The organism is Nostoc sp. DedQUE12b (assembly GCF_034530835.1).
GTDB lineage: Bacteria > Cyanobacteriota > Cyanobacteriia > Cyanobacteriales > Nostocaceae > Nostoc.
The window spans coordinates 23,549-41,537 of record NZ_JAVRCI010000026.1 but is presented as its reverse complement, the minus strand read 5'-3'; the positions used below and the strand labels follow the sequence as shown (position 1 = coordinate 41,537).

The 17,989-nt window shown below is 44.1% G+C and carries 15 protein-coding genes and 1 pseudogene; 11 read left to right on the top strand and 5 right to left on the bottom strand.

The window, feature by feature from the left end; translation table 11 throughout:
* Positions 1–428 precede the first annotated feature (428 nt).
* Entirely contained in the window at positions 429–671 is a 243-nt protein-coding gene (locus RMY16_RS15210; RefSeq protein ID WP_322737069.1) for a hypothetical protein, read from the bottom strand.
* A gap of 59 nt (positions 672–730) precedes the next feature.
* Entirely contained in the window at positions 731–1,690 is a 960-nt protein-coding gene (locus RMY16_RS15205; protein ID WP_322737067.1) for a peptidylprolyl isomerase, read from the bottom strand.
* Positions 1,691–2,370: 680 nt separating this feature from the next.
* On the opposite strand from RMY16_RS15205, the gene RMY16_RS15200 reads away from it, so the two are divergent.
* From RMY16_RS15200 to RMY16_RS15190, 3 genes are all read left to right on the top strand, one after another.
* Positions 2,371–2,652, top strand: coding sequence for a Nif11-like leader peptide family natural product precursor (locus tag RMY16_RS15200; protein ID WP_322737065.1), 282 nt, complete (start codon positions 2,371–2,373; stop codon positions 2,650–2,652).
* A 98-nt stretch (positions 2,653–2,750) separates the two neighbouring features.
* On the top strand, positions 2,751–4,025 hold the full coding sequence (locus RMY16_RS15195; RefSeq protein ID WP_322737063.1) for a nif11-class peptide radical SAM maturase 3: 1,275 nt from the start codon (positions 2,751–2,753) through the stop codon (positions 4,023–4,025).
* The gene (locus RMY16_RS15190) at positions 4,022–4,216 is read left to right on the top strand and encodes a hypothetical protein (RefSeq protein ID WP_322737061.1); all 195 of its coding nucleotides are present in this window, start codon (positions 4,022–4,024) and stop codon (positions 4,214–4,216) included. Before RMY16_RS15195 ends, RMY16_RS15190 begins: the two co-directional genes overlap by 4 nt.
* Before the next feature lie 29 nt (positions 4,217–4,245).
* On the opposite strand, the gene RMY16_RS15185 is transcribed toward RMY16_RS15190, so the two are convergent.
* Positions 4,246–4,599 carry a four helix bundle protein gene (locus tag RMY16_RS15185; RefSeq protein WP_322737059.1) on the bottom strand — a complete coding sequence of 118 codons (354 nt, stop codon included), beginning with the start codon at positions 4,597–4,599 and terminating at the stop codon, positions 4,246–4,248.
* A 101-nt stretch (positions 4,600–4,700) separates the two neighbouring features.
* Here RMY16_RS15185 and RMY16_RS15180 point away from each other — a divergent pair, with 101 nt between their 5' ends.
* The 5 genes from RMY16_RS15180 to RMY16_RS15160 all read left to right on the top strand — a co-directional run bounded on the left by RMY16_RS15180 (position 4,701) and on the right by RMY16_RS15160 (position 10,062).
* Entirely contained in the window at positions 4,701–6,422 is a 1,722-nt protein-coding gene (locus RMY16_RS15180) for a Nif11-like leader peptide family RiPP precursor (RefSeq protein ID WP_322737057.1), read from the top strand.
* 43 nt (positions 6,423–6,465) lie between these two features.
* Complete coding sequence (locus RMY16_RS15175) at positions 6,466–7,278, top strand: MinD/ParA family protein (protein ID WP_322737055.1); 813 nt, start codon at positions 6,466–6,468, stop codon at positions 7,276–7,278.
* A complete protein-coding gene (locus RMY16_RS15170; RefSeq protein WP_322737053.1) occupies positions 7,275–8,480 on the top strand; it encodes a DUF7005 family protein in 1,206 nt (401 codons plus the stop codon). Before RMY16_RS15175 ends, RMY16_RS15170 begins: the two co-directional genes overlap by 4 nt.
* A 3-nt stretch (positions 8,481–8,483) precedes the next feature.
* Complete coding sequence (locus tag RMY16_RS15165) at positions 8,484–9,566, top strand: cyclic nucleotide-binding domain-containing protein (RefSeq protein ID WP_322737051.1); 1,083 nt, start codon at positions 8,484–8,486, stop codon at positions 9,564–9,566.
* An 85-nt stretch (positions 9,567–9,651) separates the two neighbouring features.
* Entirely contained in the window at positions 9,652–10,062 is a 411-nt protein-coding gene (locus tag RMY16_RS15160) for a hypothetical protein (RefSeq protein WP_322737049.1), read from the top strand.
* A 10-nt stretch (positions 10,063–10,072) separates the two neighbouring features.
* On the opposite strand, the gene RMY16_RS15155 is transcribed toward RMY16_RS15160, so the two are convergent.
* Positions 10,073–10,753, bottom strand: a complete 681-nt coding sequence (locus RMY16_RS15155) for an SDR family oxidoreductase (RefSeq protein WP_322737047.1) — start codon at positions 10,751–10,753, stop codon at positions 10,073–10,075.
* A 9-nt stretch (positions 10,754–10,762) separates the two neighbouring features.
* Positions 10,763–11,051 (bottom strand): annotated as a pseudogene (locus RMY16_RS15150) (winged helix-turn-helix domain-containing protein); the annotation flags it as partial.
* A gap of 306 nt (positions 11,052–11,357) precedes the next feature.
* On the opposite strand from RMY16_RS15150, the gene RMY16_RS15145 reads away from it, so the two are divergent.
* From RMY16_RS15145 to RMY16_RS15135, 3 genes are read left to right on the top strand one after another with little or no spacing between them, the layout of a single operon-like run.
* Positions 11,358–12,803, top strand: coding sequence for an NHLP bacteriocin system secretion protein (locus tag RMY16_RS15145; protein WP_322737046.1), 1,446 nt, complete (start codon positions 11,358–11,360; stop codon positions 12,801–12,803).
* Positions 12,790–15,060 carry an NHLP family bacteriocin export ABC transporter peptidase/permease/ATPase subunit gene (locus tag RMY16_RS15140; RefSeq protein WP_322737045.1) on the top strand — a complete coding sequence of 757 codons (2,271 nt, stop codon included), beginning with the start codon at positions 12,790–12,792 and terminating at the stop codon, positions 15,058–15,060. The genes RMY16_RS15145 and RMY16_RS15140 overlap by 14 nt, the downstream gene beginning before the upstream one ends.
* Before the next feature lie 2 nt (positions 15,061–15,062).
* Positions 15,063–17,978, top strand: coding sequence for an NHLP bacteriocin export ABC transporter permease/ATPase subunit (locus RMY16_RS15135; RefSeq protein WP_322737043.1), 2,916 nt, complete (start codon positions 15,063–15,065; stop codon positions 17,976–17,978).
* Positions 17,979–17,989: the final 11 nt, after the last annotated feature.

Below are 17,989 nucleotides of genomic sequence, written 5' to 3'. Positions count from 1 at the left end.
CTATCTTTTGAAGAACCACGTTCCTAAAGCGATCAAGGCGATGCCTATACTAGCCCAGCTAAGAAATGAGATAAAACGATTACCTTTAATCGCTAGGCATGGTATCCCAGTAGTGAGGAGCAGGACCGAAGCTGCTGTTCCATATTCCCTTATGTAGAGAAGAAACAGTCCCATGAGCAGAAAGACAAATTGGCTTGCAATGATGAATGAATAAAACAGTTTATTTCGGTTGTTAGTTTCCATTTGCATACCAACTGAGTTGATTACAGATTTTAAGACTTCTTAAAATCTTCGGCAACAGCACCGCAGTCCATTATTGTTATCACTAAGTAGGTAGATTAAACTCTACGTCTACCTACTCAGTTGTAACTATGTCAATTCTTCAACTGGCTTTTCGTTGAAGTTTTTACTGAAGTTTACGATTAGTTCTAATCATCTGTGAAACCCCAGACAACACCAGCAACTGCGCCAACACTCGCGGAAACTACACCAGCACCAGCAGCACACGGCCCGCTTGAAGCAGCAGCGGCTACACTAGCTGCACAAATAGGACTGCTACCGCCAGCAACTAGACCAAGCTCATCTTCAGATAGCTCATCCATATAGCTTTCATCGTCTGCCAATAGTTCATTTTCACTGGGTTGTAAGTCATCAATACGAACATCTGCCATGATAGAAAATCTCCAATTTAGTTTTCTTACTTTTCCTTTGAAGTTTTTACTGAAACTTATCAGTCGTCGCCCTGTACTTCATCGACGAGTTGCTTACCAGCGCTTATTGCTGCGATACCCGCCGAAACAGCAGCGCCAGAAATATATAAAGCGGAGAGAGGAGTGCTACCACCAGCAACTAGACTAAGCTCATCTTCAGATAGCTCACTCATATAGCTTTCATTGTCTGCTAACAGTTCAGTCCCATCCGAGGTAGCGGTGATTTCAATACTAGTCACAGCCAGCTTGAGCATAGCTGCCAGCATACGCTTTCTTTGGGGGGTGGTGAGTTCAGTGGGGAACCACTTCTCAATTCGGATAATATGGTAGCCTAGCTTTGTCTGAATTGGCCCAACTATTTCGCCTTCTTTCGCTTCTGACATCGCTTGTGCAAGCTCTGGTCGTAATTCGCCAAAAAAGCGAACGCCAACAAAGCCTGCATTAGCTCTAGAAATTAGACCCCGTGAATGTTCTAGGGCCAATGCATTGAAGGAAGCGTTCTCTTCCCGGATAGCATGTGCTAATCGCTGAGCCTCCACTTCACTAGATACCAGAATCTGAGAGAAAGCAGCGCGTTTGTAAGTATCTCGGTTTTCCAAATAATGGCTATCAACCTGCGCTCCGAAGAGATACTCTTCCAACTTCTTTGTAAGCAGCTCAATTTTGAGACCTTCAGACCAATCATGTGTAGTTATTTTATGATTGGAGAGCCAAGAGAGAGTTTCGGCAGCACTTAATAACTTATATTTGCGCCGAAATGCATCTGCTGCTTCTTGAAGTTCTTCATCAGAAACAGTAACACCAAGCTGCTCAGCGAACTTTAAGATCATTGCATCACGTTCAGCTAAAGCGGTCACTCTTTTCGTTTTAAAAGAACGACGCAGGTAAGCAAGAATATCTGCATCCGTCGCTGGAGGAACAGGTGGAAATTTAAGTACAGGCAATGATTGCGATGTTGGTCGCTGCATACTGCTAGTCATGATTATCTTTCCTTAACGATTTAAGTTTGTATCAAAAGAAGAATGTCCCTAATAAGTGGAATATTTTCCCATCTCAGAAAGCAGGTTTTGAAGCTACGGAAAGTATAGAAACATCGTTTTGTTAGTCTTTCGTAAAATGCTCTTACGCTTTCAAGGGACATTTCATTTCTGTTGATACTTCCTAGATTAAGGAAAGCAATCTCTAGCTACAATGCACAAACTTTCGGTTAAACTAACAATTCTTTTACTTCTGCTTCGTATAGATGCCTCATATTATGTTCGGATAATTGCTTACAATTAAGCTCCGATTTGAATCCACCAATGAAAACCATCTACACCCTTTAAACTGTAGATTTTAGAGTCGTAATATGAGTTTATAAAGTAAGCGTTGCTCTATTTGAGTTAAGTAGCGATCGCATTCCATAATGCATCTTACAAAACCGAAAAATTGGTTAGTCTGACTGAAAGATTGTGCATTGTAAGCGGAACTTGTATTCCTTAAGCTAAGTTGATAGTTCTTAGGTACATCCTACTCGTGGTGATGCTCTTGATTTTGATAAAACTTTTTACCAAACTCAAGTTGAGTTAGTGGTAATTGATAACTCAAGCTCCTCTTCAATTGAATGAAGCGATCGCATCCCGCTACACACTAAGCAAAACCGAAAAAATGGGAGAAATCTATGTCTATTGAAAGTGCAAAGGCATTCTATTCCAGAATGACCACAGATGAAACGTTCCGAACGCAATTAGAGCAGGCGACTTCTATAGAAGAACGTCAGCAAATACTCCAAGCTGCTGATTATGAATTTACTTCCGAAGAATGGGAAGCCGCCAAAGCTCAATTTGAAACGTCAAATGCTAGTAGCGAACTGAGTGAATCGGAACTGCAAGTAGTTAGCGGTGGATTACCGATGCTGCTACCAGCTTATGGTACGCCAGCACTCTTCAACATTCCTGATTAACTGAGTACAGCTCATGGCCAAAAAGGAGAGAAAATACATTTTTCTCTCCACAACACAGCATCCAAACTGAATTTATTTTTTTAATGGAGAAAAATGTTGTGTCCAAGAAATACCGCAGAATCAGTTATGCCGTTTGGGAAATTACCTTAAAGTGCAACCTTGCTTGTAACCACTGTGGTTCGAGAGCAGGGCAAGCCCGCACTCAGGAACTTTCTACAGAAGAGGCTTTGGATTTAGTCAAGCAGTTGGCTGAAGTAGGGATTAAAGAGGTGACGCTGATTGGTGGCGAAGCGTTTATGCGTCCCGACTGGCTAGAGATTGCCCAAGCCATCACGCAAGCAGGAATGCTCTGTGGCATGACTACAGGAGGTTTTGGCATTTCCCTAGAAACCGCCCGCCGGATGAAGCAAGCAGGAATTGCCAGTGTCTCTGTTTCTATAGATGGTAGCACAGCAGAGACGCATGATCGCCTACGTGGTAAAAAAGGTTCATGGCAGTCTGCATTCAAAACCATGAGCCACTTCCGAGAAGTTGGCATCTATTTTGGCTGCAACACCCAAATCAACCGCTTGTCTGCTCCAGAATTTCCTTTAATTTACGAGCAAATTCGTGATGCAGGTGCTAGGGCTTGGCAGATTCAACTTACGGTTCCTATGGGCAACGCGGCAGACAACGCAGACATTCTCCTCCAACCGTATGAACTACTAGACCTTTATCCAATGCTTGCCCGTGTGAGCAAGCGGGCTAGTCGTGAAGGAGTCAGGATGCAACCTGGTAATAATATCGGCTACTACGGCCCGTATGAGCGGCTGATGCGCGGAGGTGGGAATGAATGGGGATTTTGGCAAGGTTGCGGTGCAGGGCTGTCTACATTGGGTCTTGAAGCTGATGGTGCAGTTAAAGGCTGCCCTTCACTACCTACAGCAGCTTACACTGGCGGTAATATCCGTAACCGCTCTCTACGAGAAATTGTTGAACAGACAGAAGAACTGCGGTTTAACCTCAATGCCGATACTCCCAAAGGAACAGAACACCTGTGGGGATTCTGTAAAACCTGCGAGTATGCTGAACTTTGCCGAGGAGGTTGCACTTGGACGGCGCACGTATTCTTCGATCGCAGGGGGAACAATCCTTATTGCCACCATCGCGCCTTAGAGCAGGCAAAGCGGGGGATGCGAGAGCGGGTTTATCCAAAGGTGCGGGCGCAGGGACTTCCCTTTGATAACGGGGAATTTGCCTTGATTGAGGAGGCGATTGACGCTCCTTGGCCTGTTGATGACTCACTTCACTTTACTAGCGATCGCATTCAGTGGTCAGATAGCTGGCAGGATGAACCCAAATCTACTTACGCCTTAGTAAGAGGTGTAATATGAGCCAAACAAGTAATTCTCCTGCTTCAGAGAAAGAATCACTTCCCAACCAAGGAATCGACAATGTTTCGGATGCTCGGTATCCTATCCTACCGCGTTCTGGTTGGCAAAATCGGCAAGCCTTTTTAAAGGTTCTTGTTAAGGCGAAGCAGTCCTTGGACATGGCAGAAATTACTGCTACTCTCTGGGATTGAGGCAACTGATTTAAATCAGTTATCAGTTATCAGTTATCAGTGATTCTTGTTTTTTTAAGGATGGAGAAGAGTATTTTTCCGATTTCGTCTGCATCTTTATATATACTGTGAAATGATTTTTCATCAAAATATCCTGTATCTTTCAACAACGACAGCCAATATTTAGTTTCCAGGCATTCCTTGTAAGCAATAGATATTTTTGCAGAAAAATCGGCTGTTGATATCGCTCCATTTGCTTCTGCAATATTAGCTGCAATTGATGTACCACTTCTAATCAATTGTTTTGATAAAACAAATTCTTTTTTCTCTCGATTTAGGTATTTATGTGCATTAACAATCCTAATAGCAAACTGATATGCCTTCTCATACACCAAACTGTTCATTAATTATTAGTATGTAAAAGTAACAACTTATACATACTAACTGATAACTGATAACTGATAACTGTTCACTGATAACTGTATGTCTGTTCACTGATAACTGTATGTCTGTTGAAAGCGCACGAGCCTTTTATGAGCGGATAGCCACGGATGAACTGTTGCAAAAGCAACTCCAAAACGCTGTCAGTGATGAGCAACGCCTAGAAATCGTACTAGCTGCTGGCTATAGTTTTACACTGCCAGAATGGGAAGCTGCTTTAGCTCAAATCTCAAAGTCAGGTGATAGTATCAGTGATACAGAGCTAGATGCGATTCTCCAAAGGAGACACTTCGTGAACGCAGGTGGACTAAAGGTTGTCCCTTACCAGCTACCCACTAAGGTATGGTCGGGTTTAAAGCAAACCAGCTTTGGTAAAGTCTTGCGTAGGTTATTTAACCCCTCTGCCTGGTCTATCAGAACCAAACTCTCGGTAGCACTGCTTGCAGTTGCTCTCATACCGATGAGCTTCACCACGTATCACAACCTCCAAGAAAGCCTCAAGAGTGCAGAGGACAGCGAATACCGCAAACTGGAACTCTTAGCGACTAGTAACGCTAGTCGCCTCGACCAGCTAATTATCGATATCCAGCGCGTTGCCGTTCAAGTCAGTACAGACAAGGATGTAGTGGGTTTTCTGGCTGCTACTAATCCTCAGAAGCAAACTGCCTTCCGCTCCTCGATGCAACGAACGTTAGATAACGTCTTTCGCTCCAACCCTGACTATGATGTTGTCTACATCATAGATACAAAGGGGCGCTGTCTTGCTGCCACTGACCCCACATTCATTTCTCAAAACTACGCTTTCCGTGAATACTTCCGCTATAGCATTCAGGGACGCCCTTACGTCTCTGGCATTATAGTTGGTACAACGAGTGGACGAGCAGGCATTTACTTCTCCAATCCTGTAAGGTCTGAGGGTGGCAAGATTGTCGGTGTAGCGGTCTTAAAAATCAAAGGAGAAGACATCTGGGCGATTGTAAATGCGTTGCAGGCTGGCTCTCAAAGTTATGCCTTCTTGGTTGACGAGCGTGGAGTCATCATTAGCCATCCTGATAAATCGCTGCTTTATCATAGCCTAGCCCCCTTGCCAGCTAACAAACAACAGCAGAGCGAAACCGATAGGCTTTATGGCGTCGATCAAATCAAAAGCTTGGACGTTCCAGAGTTAGCATCTGTGATCGTGGGAGCTAAACAGACAAGTCACACCAGCTATTATTCCCCAATTGAGCAGACGCGCCAAATGGTCGGCTTTGCTCCTTTACAAGAGCAACCTTGGGTGTTAGGGGTGAACAAAGCCCACGCACAGTTTGATGCTCCCTTGAATCAACTCATTTGGCAGAACAGTTACAGCTTACTGGCAGTAGGAGCGATCGCAACAATCATCGCCTTGATTTTAGCGCAAAGTATTGCCAAACCGATTCGTGCCCTAACAAAAGCAGCACAATCACTGGTAGAGCAGGATGATTTTGATACTCATCAGTTAGCTAAAGCGTCTGACGCGAATGATGATATTGGTCAACTAGTGCGCGTTTTCCTGCAAATGGCTCAAGAGGTGAAAGCACGAGAACAGAAGCTCAAACAGCAGGTGATGGAATTAAACGTTGAAATTGACGAAGCGAAAAAGGCACGTCAGGTAGCTGACATCACACAGACAGATTATTTCCAGGAACTGCAACAAAAAGCGCAAAAAATCAAGGGGCGAATGCCCAAAAATGATGAAACAGAAACCGACTATTTCCAACAGTTACACCAAAAAGCACAAAATCTTAAAGGTCGCGCTAACTGATAACTGATAACTGATAACTGATAACTGTTCGGAGTATGACATTATGTCCAAAATTGTATCTATTCATTCGTTTCGTGGTGGTACAGGCAAATCAAATTTAACTGCAAACTTAGCCGCTACTATTGCGCGTCTTGGAAAACGTGTAGGTATTATTGACACCGATATTCAATCACCAGGGATTCATATTATTTTTGGTCTAGACGAGGACAAGATGAATCGCTCCCTCAATGACTACTTATGGGGGCGCTGTGTAATTAAAGATGCTGCCTACGATGTTAGTCATACTTTAAATGCGGAAGGGGAGACATCTAGAGCAAATGGCAACCTCTACCTGATTCCTTCGAGTATTAAGGCAGGGGAAATTTCCCGCATCTTACGCGAGGGTTATGACGTAGGCAAACTCAACGACGGCTTTGAGGATCTAATCCGCTATCTCAACCTGGACTATTTGTTGATTGATACTCACCCTGGTTTGAATGAAGAAACCTTACTAGCGATCGCTATTTCTGATATCTTAGTCGTCATCCTGCGTCCAGACCGCCAAGACTTTCAGGGTACTGCGGTAACGGTGGAGGTGGCGAAAAAATTAAAGGTGGATAAAATGCTGCTAGTAATTAATAAGGTGCTACCAGCAATGGATTTCAACGCTCTCCGACAACAAATGGAGACAATCTACAACACTCCAGTGGCTGGTATTGTGCCTCTTTCTGAAGAGATAATTCAGTTAGCCAGCAGTGGTTTGTTTTGCCTGCGTTACGCTGACCATCCTTTTAGCCAGACGGTGCAAGAAATTGCTCGGCAGATTGTGGATAAAGTTGAGTTAAAAGAGGTATTAGTGGGAGGCGATCGCACTTGAACCAACACCAACTTCGTACTAATATACTTGCTTACTATGGTGCTACTGCCTTGGAGACAGAAGAATTGCTTGCCTACAATCAAAACATCTTTGATCGCAGCTTTTCAAAACTCCCCGCCAAGTTTCCGCTTCCACCCGAACCCCATGTAACCGCCTGGGAAGAATACGCCACTTTGGCTCAAGAGGTAGGAGTCTTTCAAGCTTTATCAACCAAGTTGGTACAGTTAAAGTTTCCCATACTCCAAGGCATTAGCCAAACAGAGGCATACCGCTTTGCTACCCGTAAGGGTGCTTCAGTGGATGGTATGGTCGAGGCGACTGGTTTGATTTTGCAGCAACCTGAGCAACTCCAGTTGATCCTACATCAAAGCTTGGCTGGAGTTATCCCGGTTTTGCTCACCAGGAATCGAGAAGATTTTGTTTTTTTGGTACAGGCGCTAACAATGCGGAATGAACCACTACCAGTCCCCGCTTCTATGGGAGCTTGCATAGTTACTGGTTTCAACAACTGGGATCGGGTTCGCCAGTATCGCCAACAGTGGTCAGTGAAAAATTTTGGTAACTGCTCCGAAAGTAGTTGGTTAGAAGAATTTGGGCGACTAATCCCGCAAAAGCAGCTCTATCAAGATCGGTTGATTATTTTGAGTGACGGTTTCTATAGCAATGTTTCAGCCAACGACATCGGACTTTCAGAACCAGAATGGCGGCGTATTTCCCTAAATATTCGGCTGGAACATGAATGTACCCACTACTTGACACAGCGCTTATTCGGCTCGATGCGGAACAATCTGCTCGACGAACTGATTGCTGACTACAGAGGTATTGTGGCGGCTATAGGACATTATCGGGCTGATTGGTTTTTGCGTTTTCTGGGGCTGGAGTCGTTTCCAGATTACCGAGAAGGAGGAAGATTGCAAAATTATCGAGGTCAACCGCCGCTTTCAGAGGGCGCATTTAAGATTCTGCAAGCATTGGTGAAGTCTGCTGCTGAGAATTTGGAACGCTTTGATGCTGAACATGGAGGCGAGTTAAGAACTCTCAATAGTCAACCGATTATGTTAATAGCTTTGACATATTTGACATTAGAAGAATTGGCTGCCTCTCAGGCGCATTCCTATATCCAAAAAATTTTAGACCAATTGCCGACAACTCTCACAGAGGGGCAAGTCGAGCATCCAGAAACTGAACTTAAATTTATATAAGTTATGACAGAAGTTCTACTTAAGGAATTGAGTAATAGTGACATCAATTGGATGATCGCTACAGGTCAAAAAAAGGAAATACCTGCTGGCACTATCCTTGTGCAGCAAGGAAAAGCCGTAGATACCTTACACATAATACTCGATGGAACATTCACAATTACTGTTTCACAAGCTACAAACAATGCTCTGGATCGAGCTTTTGCAGCTATGGAGGATAGTGAAACATTAAAACGAGAGATTGGTAGCCTATCAAGTGGTGAGATAGTAGGAGAAATCCCGTTTATTAATGTTCGCCCAGCTGCTACCACTGTTGAAGCAACTGAAAAATCGTTGATAATATCTATTTCTTGGCACCAATTGAGGGCAAAATTGCAGCAGGATATTGGTTTTGCTTGTCGGTTTTATCGAGCGATCACTATTCTACTTGCAAACAGAATCACTCAACTTGGTCATAGCAAACTTGTTAAGAGCAATACGCTCAGAGATATGCTATTTGTTTTAGAACAATTGCATGATAGCGACATCGATTGGCTGATTGCTACAGGTACTAGTCAAAAAATTGCCCCTAATACAGTACTCATCCGTGAGGGAGGCCCTGTGGATGCACTGTACATCCTACTAGATGGAACAATGACAGTTTCTGTTTCTGAGGATGAACGCAATCCTTTAACTCGTGCCTTTGCAGCTTTAGAAGGTGACGAAACTACAAGCAGAGAGATAGCAAGATTATCCAAGGGCGAAATCGTCGGAGAAACAGCTTTCATTGATACCCGTTTGCCGGGAGCAACTATCAGGGCTATTGGAGACTCGCTTGTATTGTCAATTCCTCGACAACAATTAGCAGCAAAATTACAACAGGATATAGGTTTTGCTTCTCGATTTTATCGGGTGATTGCTACTTTGCTTGCAAATCGATTACAGGAAATGTTCAGTCGGCTTGGTTATGGCAGACGCATTTATAGCAAAGGTCAATCACTGGATGAAAATATTGAATATGAAGATGAACTAGATTCTAATATTTTAGATAGCATGGCATTGGCTGGAACAAGATTTGATTGGATGTTAAGCCGTTTAAGAAAAAATTAGATTTATTTTGATACTGATAACAAATATAATTGATAACTGTTTTAACAGTGCTGTCTGTTTGTCCTATCTCCTTAAGATGCACACTATGAAAATCGACCGATTGCAAGAACTTAAGCAAAAACTGACGGACGTTGCAGACTTGTCTGATATTTGGTTATTTTATATGGATCATTTTGCGGCTCAGCCAGAATTCACTGACCTGGGTGAGCCTGTTTATAATGAATATTTAGATGCTGTCCTTCACAAAACTGGTCAGCAGATGTTTGATAGGGCAATCAAGATTACTGACTTTTTCCTAATCTACATAGCTCCCTATCATTTATTTCATGGAGCTTTCCAAGTTGAAGGGCGTATTGGGGGTGTGATTTATTTCGAGGATCTAAAAATTGGGTTAATTGCAGTGTCGGCGGATTATGCTCCTACCGATGTGGTTAAGTATTCACGTTTTTCGGAGATAATTCAATTGTCAACACCTAATGGCAACGATTGCAACTAAGATTGACTTTTTAATGTACAGTCAAAGGAATCCCGTTATCTTTGGGTTTTAAATTGAGAATAAATGGCACAGCTTTCAATACCCAATCGGACACTGGTGTATAATTAGCAGCTTCTTCTCCAAAACTAATAGAGAGCATATCTGTATAAATAATTCCTGGATTGAGGGGTATAGCTGCCATACCAGTCGGCAATTCTTGTGCTAAAGAACGAGTTAATCCTTCTATTGCCCACTTGGAAGCACAGTATGGTGCAACTTGGGCTGAAGTAGAACGTCCCCAGCCAGAACTAAAGTTAACAATAATACCCCGTTTATTTTCCACCATTGCTGGTACGAAGTGGCGAATTATATTCACTACTCCTTTGATATTGATATCTATTAGATCAGAAAATTCTTCGGATGGTATTTCCCACAAAGGTGCTGGGTAATTAGTAATTGCCGCATTATTAATCACTATATCTGGCGGTGCATATTTGTGAAGTACGTGTTCTGCCCATTTTTTTACAAGCTGTTCATTTGCCACGTCTACAGATGTGAAATCATTGGTAGCACTAAACTTTTGGCGTATTTTATCGATCGCATCTGATGAACGAGCGCAACCAATAACAGTATGTCCCTGTTGAATAAAACCCTCGGTCATGGCATAACCTAGACCTTTGCTTATGCCTGTAATCAAGATGAGTTTAGTCATATTTTTCTGCTATTCCTGACAGCAAGAAATAATTCGTAGGAAAAAATAATCACTACCTCTTGCTGTCAGGAGAAATTCTGGGTTATTAGGATCGGATTTTACCTTTGTCCGCTTTTCTAGAGATATGCACATCTACCACACGGGTATCTGTATAAACCTCTGGTACAAAACCCCATAATTGTAACACTTCTAATCGCAAAAAAATCTCTTCCGAATAATTTACTAACAACTCTAATAAGCTAAATTCCACACCATAGTCATCAGCACCTAACTCTAGACCAGTGATTCGGTCTGCTACAAATTAATTTACTAAACGTGTCTTTAAATAGATTTTATTTTGAAACATAATTTTTTACAATAATATCTAACAATCTATCCGTTGTTATCAAGAAACTATATCTAAAAAAATGCTAGTCTTATCAAAAAAAAGTAGATTGTTTTCAGAGATTTTACTACTTACACTTCTAAATAGAACAGGTATTTAGTTTTTTTATGTAAATCATTTAACTTCAGCACCAACGGTAGTCTTTAATCAGGAATTTAGACCCGCCACCAAATTTTTCAGTCCTCAGTTCAAGCAGAAGTGATTGTCGAGGAATCCTAAATGGTCGAACAAAAGCAAAACTTATTCCGAAAAGAGTCACTGGAGCGTTTATCTTCTCCTGAAAGACTAGACCAATTAATGCAGGTGGTCAGTCCTAAAAGCTGGCTGCCTCTAACTGCTTTAGGCTCATTGGTAGCAGTTGCCGTAGTCTGGAGTATCTATGGACGGATTCCGATTACCGTGGAAGGTCAAGGGGTACTGATTTATCCACGTAACGTTTTGCCGTTGCAATCGAAAGGTGCAGGGCAGTTACTTGCTCTAAATGTCAATGTTGGAGATGTCGTCAAGAAGGGAGATGTACTAGCAACAGTTGACCAAGTTGACTTGCGTAAGCAACTACAACTAGCGCGAGCTAAACTAGTCCAACTAGAAGATCAGGATCGCAACGCTAGTTTGTTACAAGGTCAGCGTCAGCAGCTTGATACAAAGGCAATCCAAGAGCAACGCTTAACTCTTGAGCAAAGACTCAAAATTGTGCAGGATTTGACACCTGTGTTGAGGGAGAAAGGGCTAGTGTCAATCGGGCGCGATCGCCTCAACTTACAGCGACGCTTACAAACGCTCCAAGGGCTGCTTCCTACTCATAAAAAGAGATTAGTAAACCGCCAGAAGCTTTTAAAAGAAGGCGCGATTCCTGATGATGTGGTCTTAGAAGCGCGGCAACAATATGACAATGCCCGTGCAAGTATCGATGAGGCACAATCTCAGTTGAAGCAACTAGACCTTAAGGAAGCAGATGCACAACAGCAATATCTCTCAAATCTGAACGAAATCAAAAACATCCAAGCCCAGTTGCAAGAACAGAACAGTAAAGTAGCTACTCTCGCTCAAGAAGACCTGCAAACTGCAACTACTCGCAAAAACGAGATTCAAGAAGTCAAGCGAGAAATTGCCAGACTAGAACAACAATTAGGCAATAACAGCCAGATTATCTCTCAACACTCAGGGCGTATTCTAGAAATCACTGTGACAACGGGGCAGGTTATTAATGCTGGAACCCGTTTAGGAAGCATAGATGCAGAAAATCCATCTAGCAAAATGGTTGGCATTACCTATTTTCCGGTTGGAGAAGGTAAGAAAATTCAACCAGGTATGAGGCTGCAAATTACACCCCAAACCGTAAAACGGGAACGCTTTGGCGGTATTGTCGGTAAGATTACCACTGTCTCACCATTTCCGATTACCAGAGAAGCAGCCGCTAGTGTAGTGGGTAATCCTGAAGTGGTTGCAGGTTTGGTGGGGGAAAAGCAAGAGGCACTTATTCAAGTATTTGCTGACTTGCAGTCAGATTCTACTACTTTTAGCGGTTATAAGTGGTCTTCTTCCAATGGGCCGCAGCTAAAAATCTCTTCCGGAACGACTACATCTGTACGAGTCAAGGTGGAAGAGCGAGCGCCGATTACGTTTGTTTTACCTATTCTGAGGTCTGTCAGTGGTATCTACTAATCCATCATTAGTGGCACCGATTAATCCTTTGCAGTACCTGCAAAACCTGCTGAAAAATCCAGGCAAGCGGGTAAAGACACCCACGCTTTTGCAAATGGAGGCAGTAGAATGTGGTGCCGCAGCTTTGGGAATTATTTTGGGTTACTATGGTCGGATTGTGCCTTTGCCAGAACTGCGTCGAGAGTGTGGAGTCTCCCGCGATGGCAGCAAAGCTTCCAACGTCCTCAAAGCTGCCAGAAGCTATGGAATGCAAGCAAAAGGCTTTAAAAAGGAACTGGATCAACTTCCAGACCTTAGCCCTCCCTATATTGTGTTCTGGAACTTCAACCACTTCTTAGTAGTAGAAGGATTTAGCTCTGCTTGGGTTTATCTGAATGACCCAGGCACTGGGCCGCGAAAGGTGTCCCGGCAGGAATTTGACGAGGGGTATACCGGAGTAGTGCTGGTTATGGAACCAGGGCCGGAGTTTGAAAAAGGGGGACGTAAACCTAGCCTGATTTTATCGTTGTGGTCACGGCTAAAGGGTGCTACTGGTGTATTAATTTACTGTCTGCTCGCAGGATTTTTGTTAACACTCGTCGGGCTGGCTGTACCAGTATTTAGTCAAGTGTTTGTAGACGAAATTCTGGTGCAAGGACGGCAGCACTGGTTGCGTCCGTTGTTATTGGCAATGGCGATCGCAGCAGTCCTCCAAGGAGTATTAACACTACTGCGGTTACGTTATCTACGCCGCTTGAAAGTCAAGCTGTCTGTGGGAATGTCCAGCCGTTTTCTCTGGCACATCCTGCGCCTACCAGTTAGTTTTTATGCTCAACGGTTCGCAGGTGAAATTAGTAACCGTACCAGTCTCAACGACCAAGTTGCTGATGTCCTTTCAGGGCGATTGGCGACCACAGTCATTGATGCGGTAATGGTAATTTTTTACGCTTTAGTCATGCTCCAATATGACTGGGTACTGACTTTAGTTGTAGCTAGTTTTGCTATTGTGAATGTCTTAACCTTGCAGTGGATCTCCCGTCAGCGCGTCGATGCTAATCAGCGATTAATCCAAGAGTATGGTAAAGCGGCTGGCGCATCTATAGCGGCTCTCCAAAGTATAGAAACTCTCAAAGCATCAGGGTTGGAATCAGATTTTTTTTCGCGGTGGTCAGGGTATTACACCAAGGCGATCAATTCTCAGCAAGAACTGGGGGTGACAAACCAGACTTTCTCAATATTACCTACACTTTTGTCTTCCCTTTCATCAATGGCTTTATTAGTTGTAGGTGGTTTACGAGTGATGGATGGACACCTCAGCATTGGAATGCTTATAGCTTTTCAAGGACTGATGCAGAGCTTTTTGCTACCTGTTAATAATCTTGTCAACTTCGGTAGTACCCTTCAGGAAATGGAGGGCAATTTGATTCGCTTAGATGATGTGTTGGATAACCCAATTGATGGAGCTGGGGAAGCAGGGGGAGCAGGGAGCAGGGAGCAGGGAGCAGGGGGAGAAAAAATCTTTTTATCTGACTCATCTTTTCTGCCCAGATTACAGGGGTACGTCGAACTAGAGAATGTCACATTTGGCTATAGCCGCTTAGATCCGCCTCTGATTGAAAACTTTAGCCTTTCGGTCAAGCCTGGAGGGCGAGTAGCTATAGTAGGCGGGAGCGGCTCTGGCAAATCTACTATAGCCAAACTGGTAAGCGGACTCTACGAACCTTGGGAAGGAGAAATTTGCTTTGATGGTCAACCTAGAAACCAGATCCCGCAATCGATATTAACTAACTCCGTCGCTTTGGTGGAGCAGGATATTTTGATGTTTGGCGGAACTGTCAGAGAAAACTTGACTTTATGGGATACCACAGTACCAGATAAAAATCTAGTGCGGGCTAGTAAGGATGCTGCGATTGATGATGTAATTTTCTCCATATCTGGCGGATTTGATGCAGAACTAATTGAAGGAGCGGCTAATTTAAGTGGAGGTCAACGACAGCGATTAGAAATAGCCCGCGCCTTAGTTAATAATCCTTCAATCCTGATTATGGATGAAGCTACCAGCGCTCTAGATTCGGAGACGGAAAAAATTATTGACCAAAATCTGCGGCGACGTGGATGTACCTGCTTAATTGTTGCACACCGATTAAGCACGATTCGTGATTGTGATGAAATCATCGTCCTTGAACGAGGAAAAGTAGTGCAACGAGGCACTCACGAAGAATTGTGGCAAGTAGAGGGGGTGTACTCACGATTGATCAGCAGTGAAGAGGGAGCTTAATTATGGTCATCAACCAAATCAGAGGCAAAGACCTTGAGGGGCAACTATACACCCTTAAAGGCAATGAACCAATACTGCTAGACGACCCGCAGACCATTTGGGTGGTGCAGTCCGGCTCTGTAGCGTTGTTTGCTGTCACTATTAAAAATGGCATTACAGAAGGAACTCGCCGTTATTTGTTCACTCTTCATCCCGAAGAAGCTCTTTTCGGAACAGCTTCTGACTGTATTGATCAGCACCGCCAACTTTTAGCAGTGCCGATGGGAGAAACAGAATTGCTAAAGGTAGACCGGGAATTTTTTGGGGAGTTAGTTGTTGATGGGGATACTAGAATAGTTGCTTTGGTGGAGGGTTGGGTCGAGCAAATCAACACTACACTTTCCCATATTGCCACCCCAGCAATTCAAGTCCGAGCAGTGGGAGAAGCACGATTTTCTTTAATTGATGGTCAAACTCTCCAGCCAGAACCCCAGGCGATCGCTTGGGTACAAATTCAGCAAGGAAATATCCACTGGATGGGGCTTGAGGAACTAACTCTAGATCCGACATCGGGAATTTTCCCCCTTAGCGATGGTATATGGTTACAAGCTTACGGGGAAGTTCAGCTTGCCACGGCTTCCACAAGCGCCATCCGCAACGCAGATATCTTGCTTGAGGGGCTTTCCCAGTTTCATACTCAACTGCTGCAATATATCAACTTCCTAGAACAGCAGGAAACGCAAGAAGAACTGCAACGGCTCAGTGATCGGGAACGTCTCAATCGTCAGGTGACAGCAGAAGCTCTAGGCGAACTAGCATCTTCTTTAGGAACTCAAGAAGCAACCTTTTTCCTCGAAGGTGCGCCATTGTTAGTTGTTGCTGGTGCTGTGGGCAGGTGTTTAGGTGTGAAAATTCGCCCCCCAGCTAAGTCAGAGAACCTGAAGCGGGTGAAGGAGCCATTGGAGGCAATTGTTAGAGCTTCGCGGTTAAGGATGCGACAGATTTTGTTGCGGGATAACTGGTGGTCAAAGGACTGTGGCCCTTTGGTTGCCTACACCCAAGAGGACAACCAACCAGTGGCACTCCTGCCAGTTTCTCCCACTCGCTACGAAATCTTTGATCCAAGCGTTGGCACTCGTCATCCTGTAGATGCCCTTATTGCTTCGACACTAGCGCCCGTTGCTTATATGTTTTATCGGTCTTTGCCCGATAAAGTTCTTAACGCTAGCGATTTATTTCGGTTCGCGCTGAAGAATCGTGGCAGAGATATACTAATCGTTTTTTTAACTGGTATTGCCGCGACACTGCTGGGTATGCTCACACCCCACGCCACTGCCATTTTAATTGACAACGCCATTCCAGATAGCGATCGCGGATTGTTACTACAAGTTGGTTTGGGGTTGCTGGTTGCAGCTTTTGGGACGGCAGTATTTCGGCTGGCTCAAGGATTCGCACTTTTGCGTGTGGAAACAGTTTCCGATGCCTCCACCCAAGCTGCTGTATGGGATCGGCTGCTAAACTTGCCAGTATCCTTTTTCCGCCAGTACACCACAGGGGATCTTCAGTCTCGTGTGACATCGATTAGTACAATCCGTCGCCTACTAAGTGGCACAACCCTGATTACTCTAATTACAGGTCTGTTCTCATTATTAAACTTAGGACTTTTGTTTTACTACAGCTGGAAATTAGCTTTAGTTGCTGTGGCTGTAGCAGTAGTTGTTGTAGTTGTGACGACTCTCTCTGGTATGCTCCTCGTCCGCAAAGTTCGTCCACTGCTGGAAATAAAGGGAAATATCTTTGGGCAGACAGTACAACTAATCAATGGCATTTCTAAACTGCGTGTCGCTGGGGCGCAAGAGCGGGGTTTCGCTTCTTGGAGTAAAAACTACAGCCGGCAAATAAAACTGGAACTTAGCACCCAGAATGTTGAAGATGGTGTTGCCCTTTTCAATACAGTCATGCCCACGGTAACTTCTGGCATCCTGTTTTGGTTTACCATCCAACAGCTTCAGGAGGCTCAGACTACAGGTGCGATCGGACTGACAATTGGGACTTTCCTAGCTTTTAACAGTGCGTTTGGTACTTTTATTAAAGGTACTACAGACGTAAGCAATACAGTTACCGGCGCTTTGCAAGTTGTCCCTCAGTGGAAACGCGCTCAACCAATTTTAGAAACTATACCAGAAGTGGATCTGTGCAAAGCTGATCCTGGTAAGCTCACAGGCAAAATCGCTGTAGATCATGCCACATTCCGCTACCGACAAGATGGCCCTCTGATCCTAGATAATGTGAGTCTGTATGCCGAGCCTGGGGAGTTTATTGCACTTGTAGGCGGTTCTGGGAGCGGTAAATCTACTATATTTAGATTGCTATTGGGGTTTGAGACTCCTGAAGATGGCACTGTCTATTATGATGGTCAAGATTTGTCTGGATTGGATGTTGAGGCAGTGCGCCGACAGTTAGGTGTCGTTCTGCAAAATGGCCGGATTATGTCAGCTTCTATTTTCGACAATATTGCTAGCGGCGCTCAGATCACACTTGATGAAGCTTGGGAGGCAGCGCGGATGTCTGGCTTTGCTGACGATGTTGCAGCCATGCCCATGTCTATGCATACTGTGATTAGTGAAGGAGGCGGCAATCTCTCTGGAGGGCAACGACAACGATTATTGATTGCTCGCGCTTTGGCCTTAAAACCCCGCATTTTGTTATTCGATGAAGCTACCAGTGCGCTAGATAACAGAACCCAGGCGATTGTCAGTGAAAGCTTGGATAAGTTACAAGTTACCAGAATCGCGATCGCTCATCGACTTAGCACCATCCGCAACGCTAACCGTATTTATGTACTGCAAGCAGGCCGGGTTGCCCAACAAGGAACTTTTGAGGAACTTGCTGCTGTTGAAGGTCTATTTGCCCAGTTAATGGCTCGGCAAATGGCCTAGTTAGTTGAGAT

Excerpts from the sequence above, each read along its gene's own strand:
- RMY16_RS15190 (WP_322737061.1), top strand. The coding sequence starts at position 4,022 with ATGAGCCAAACAAGTAATTCTCCTGCTTCAGAGAAAGAATCACTTCCC.
- RMY16_RS15160 (WP_322737049.1), top strand. The coding sequence starts at position 9,652 with ATGAAAATCGACCGATTGCAAGAACTTAAGCAAAAACTGACGGACGTT.
- RMY16_RS15185 (WP_322737059.1), bottom strand. The coding sequence starts at position 4,599 with ATGAACAGTTTGGTGTATGAGAAGGCATATCAGTTTGCTATTAGGATT.
- RMY16_RS15175 (WP_322737055.1), top strand. The coding sequence starts at position 6,466 with ATGTCCAAAATTGTATCTATTCATTCGTTTCGTGGTGGTACAGGCAAA.
- RMY16_RS15135 (WP_322737043.1), top strand. The coding sequence starts at position 15,063 with ATGGTCATCAACCAAATCAGAGGCAAAGACCTTGAGGGGCAACTATAC.
- RMY16_RS15205 (WP_322737067.1), bottom strand. The coding sequence starts at position 1,690 with ATGACTAGCAGTATGCAGCGACCAACATCGCAATCATTGCCTGTACTT.
- RMY16_RS15180 (WP_322737057.1), top strand. The coding sequence starts at position 4,701 with ATGTCTGTTGAAAGCGCACGAGCCTTTTATGAGCGGATAGCCACGGAT.
- RMY16_RS15210 (WP_322737069.1), bottom strand. The coding sequence starts at position 671 with ATGGCAGATGTTCGTATTGATGACTTACAACCCAGTGAAAATGAACTA.
- RMY16_RS15155 (WP_322737047.1), bottom strand. The coding sequence starts at position 10,753 with ATGACTAAACTCATCTTGATTACAGGCATAAGCAAAGGTCTAGGTTAT.
- RMY16_RS15165 (WP_322737051.1), top strand. The coding sequence starts at position 8,484 with ATGACAGAAGTTCTACTTAAGGAATTGAGTAATAGTGACATCAATTGG.
- RMY16_RS15145 (WP_322737046.1), top strand. The coding sequence starts at position 11,358 with ATGGTCGAACAAAAGCAAAACTTATTCCGAAAAGAGTCACTGGAGCGT.
- RMY16_RS15200 (WP_322737065.1), top strand. The coding sequence starts at position 2,371 with ATGTCTATTGAAAGTGCAAAGGCATTCTATTCCAGAATGACCACAGAT.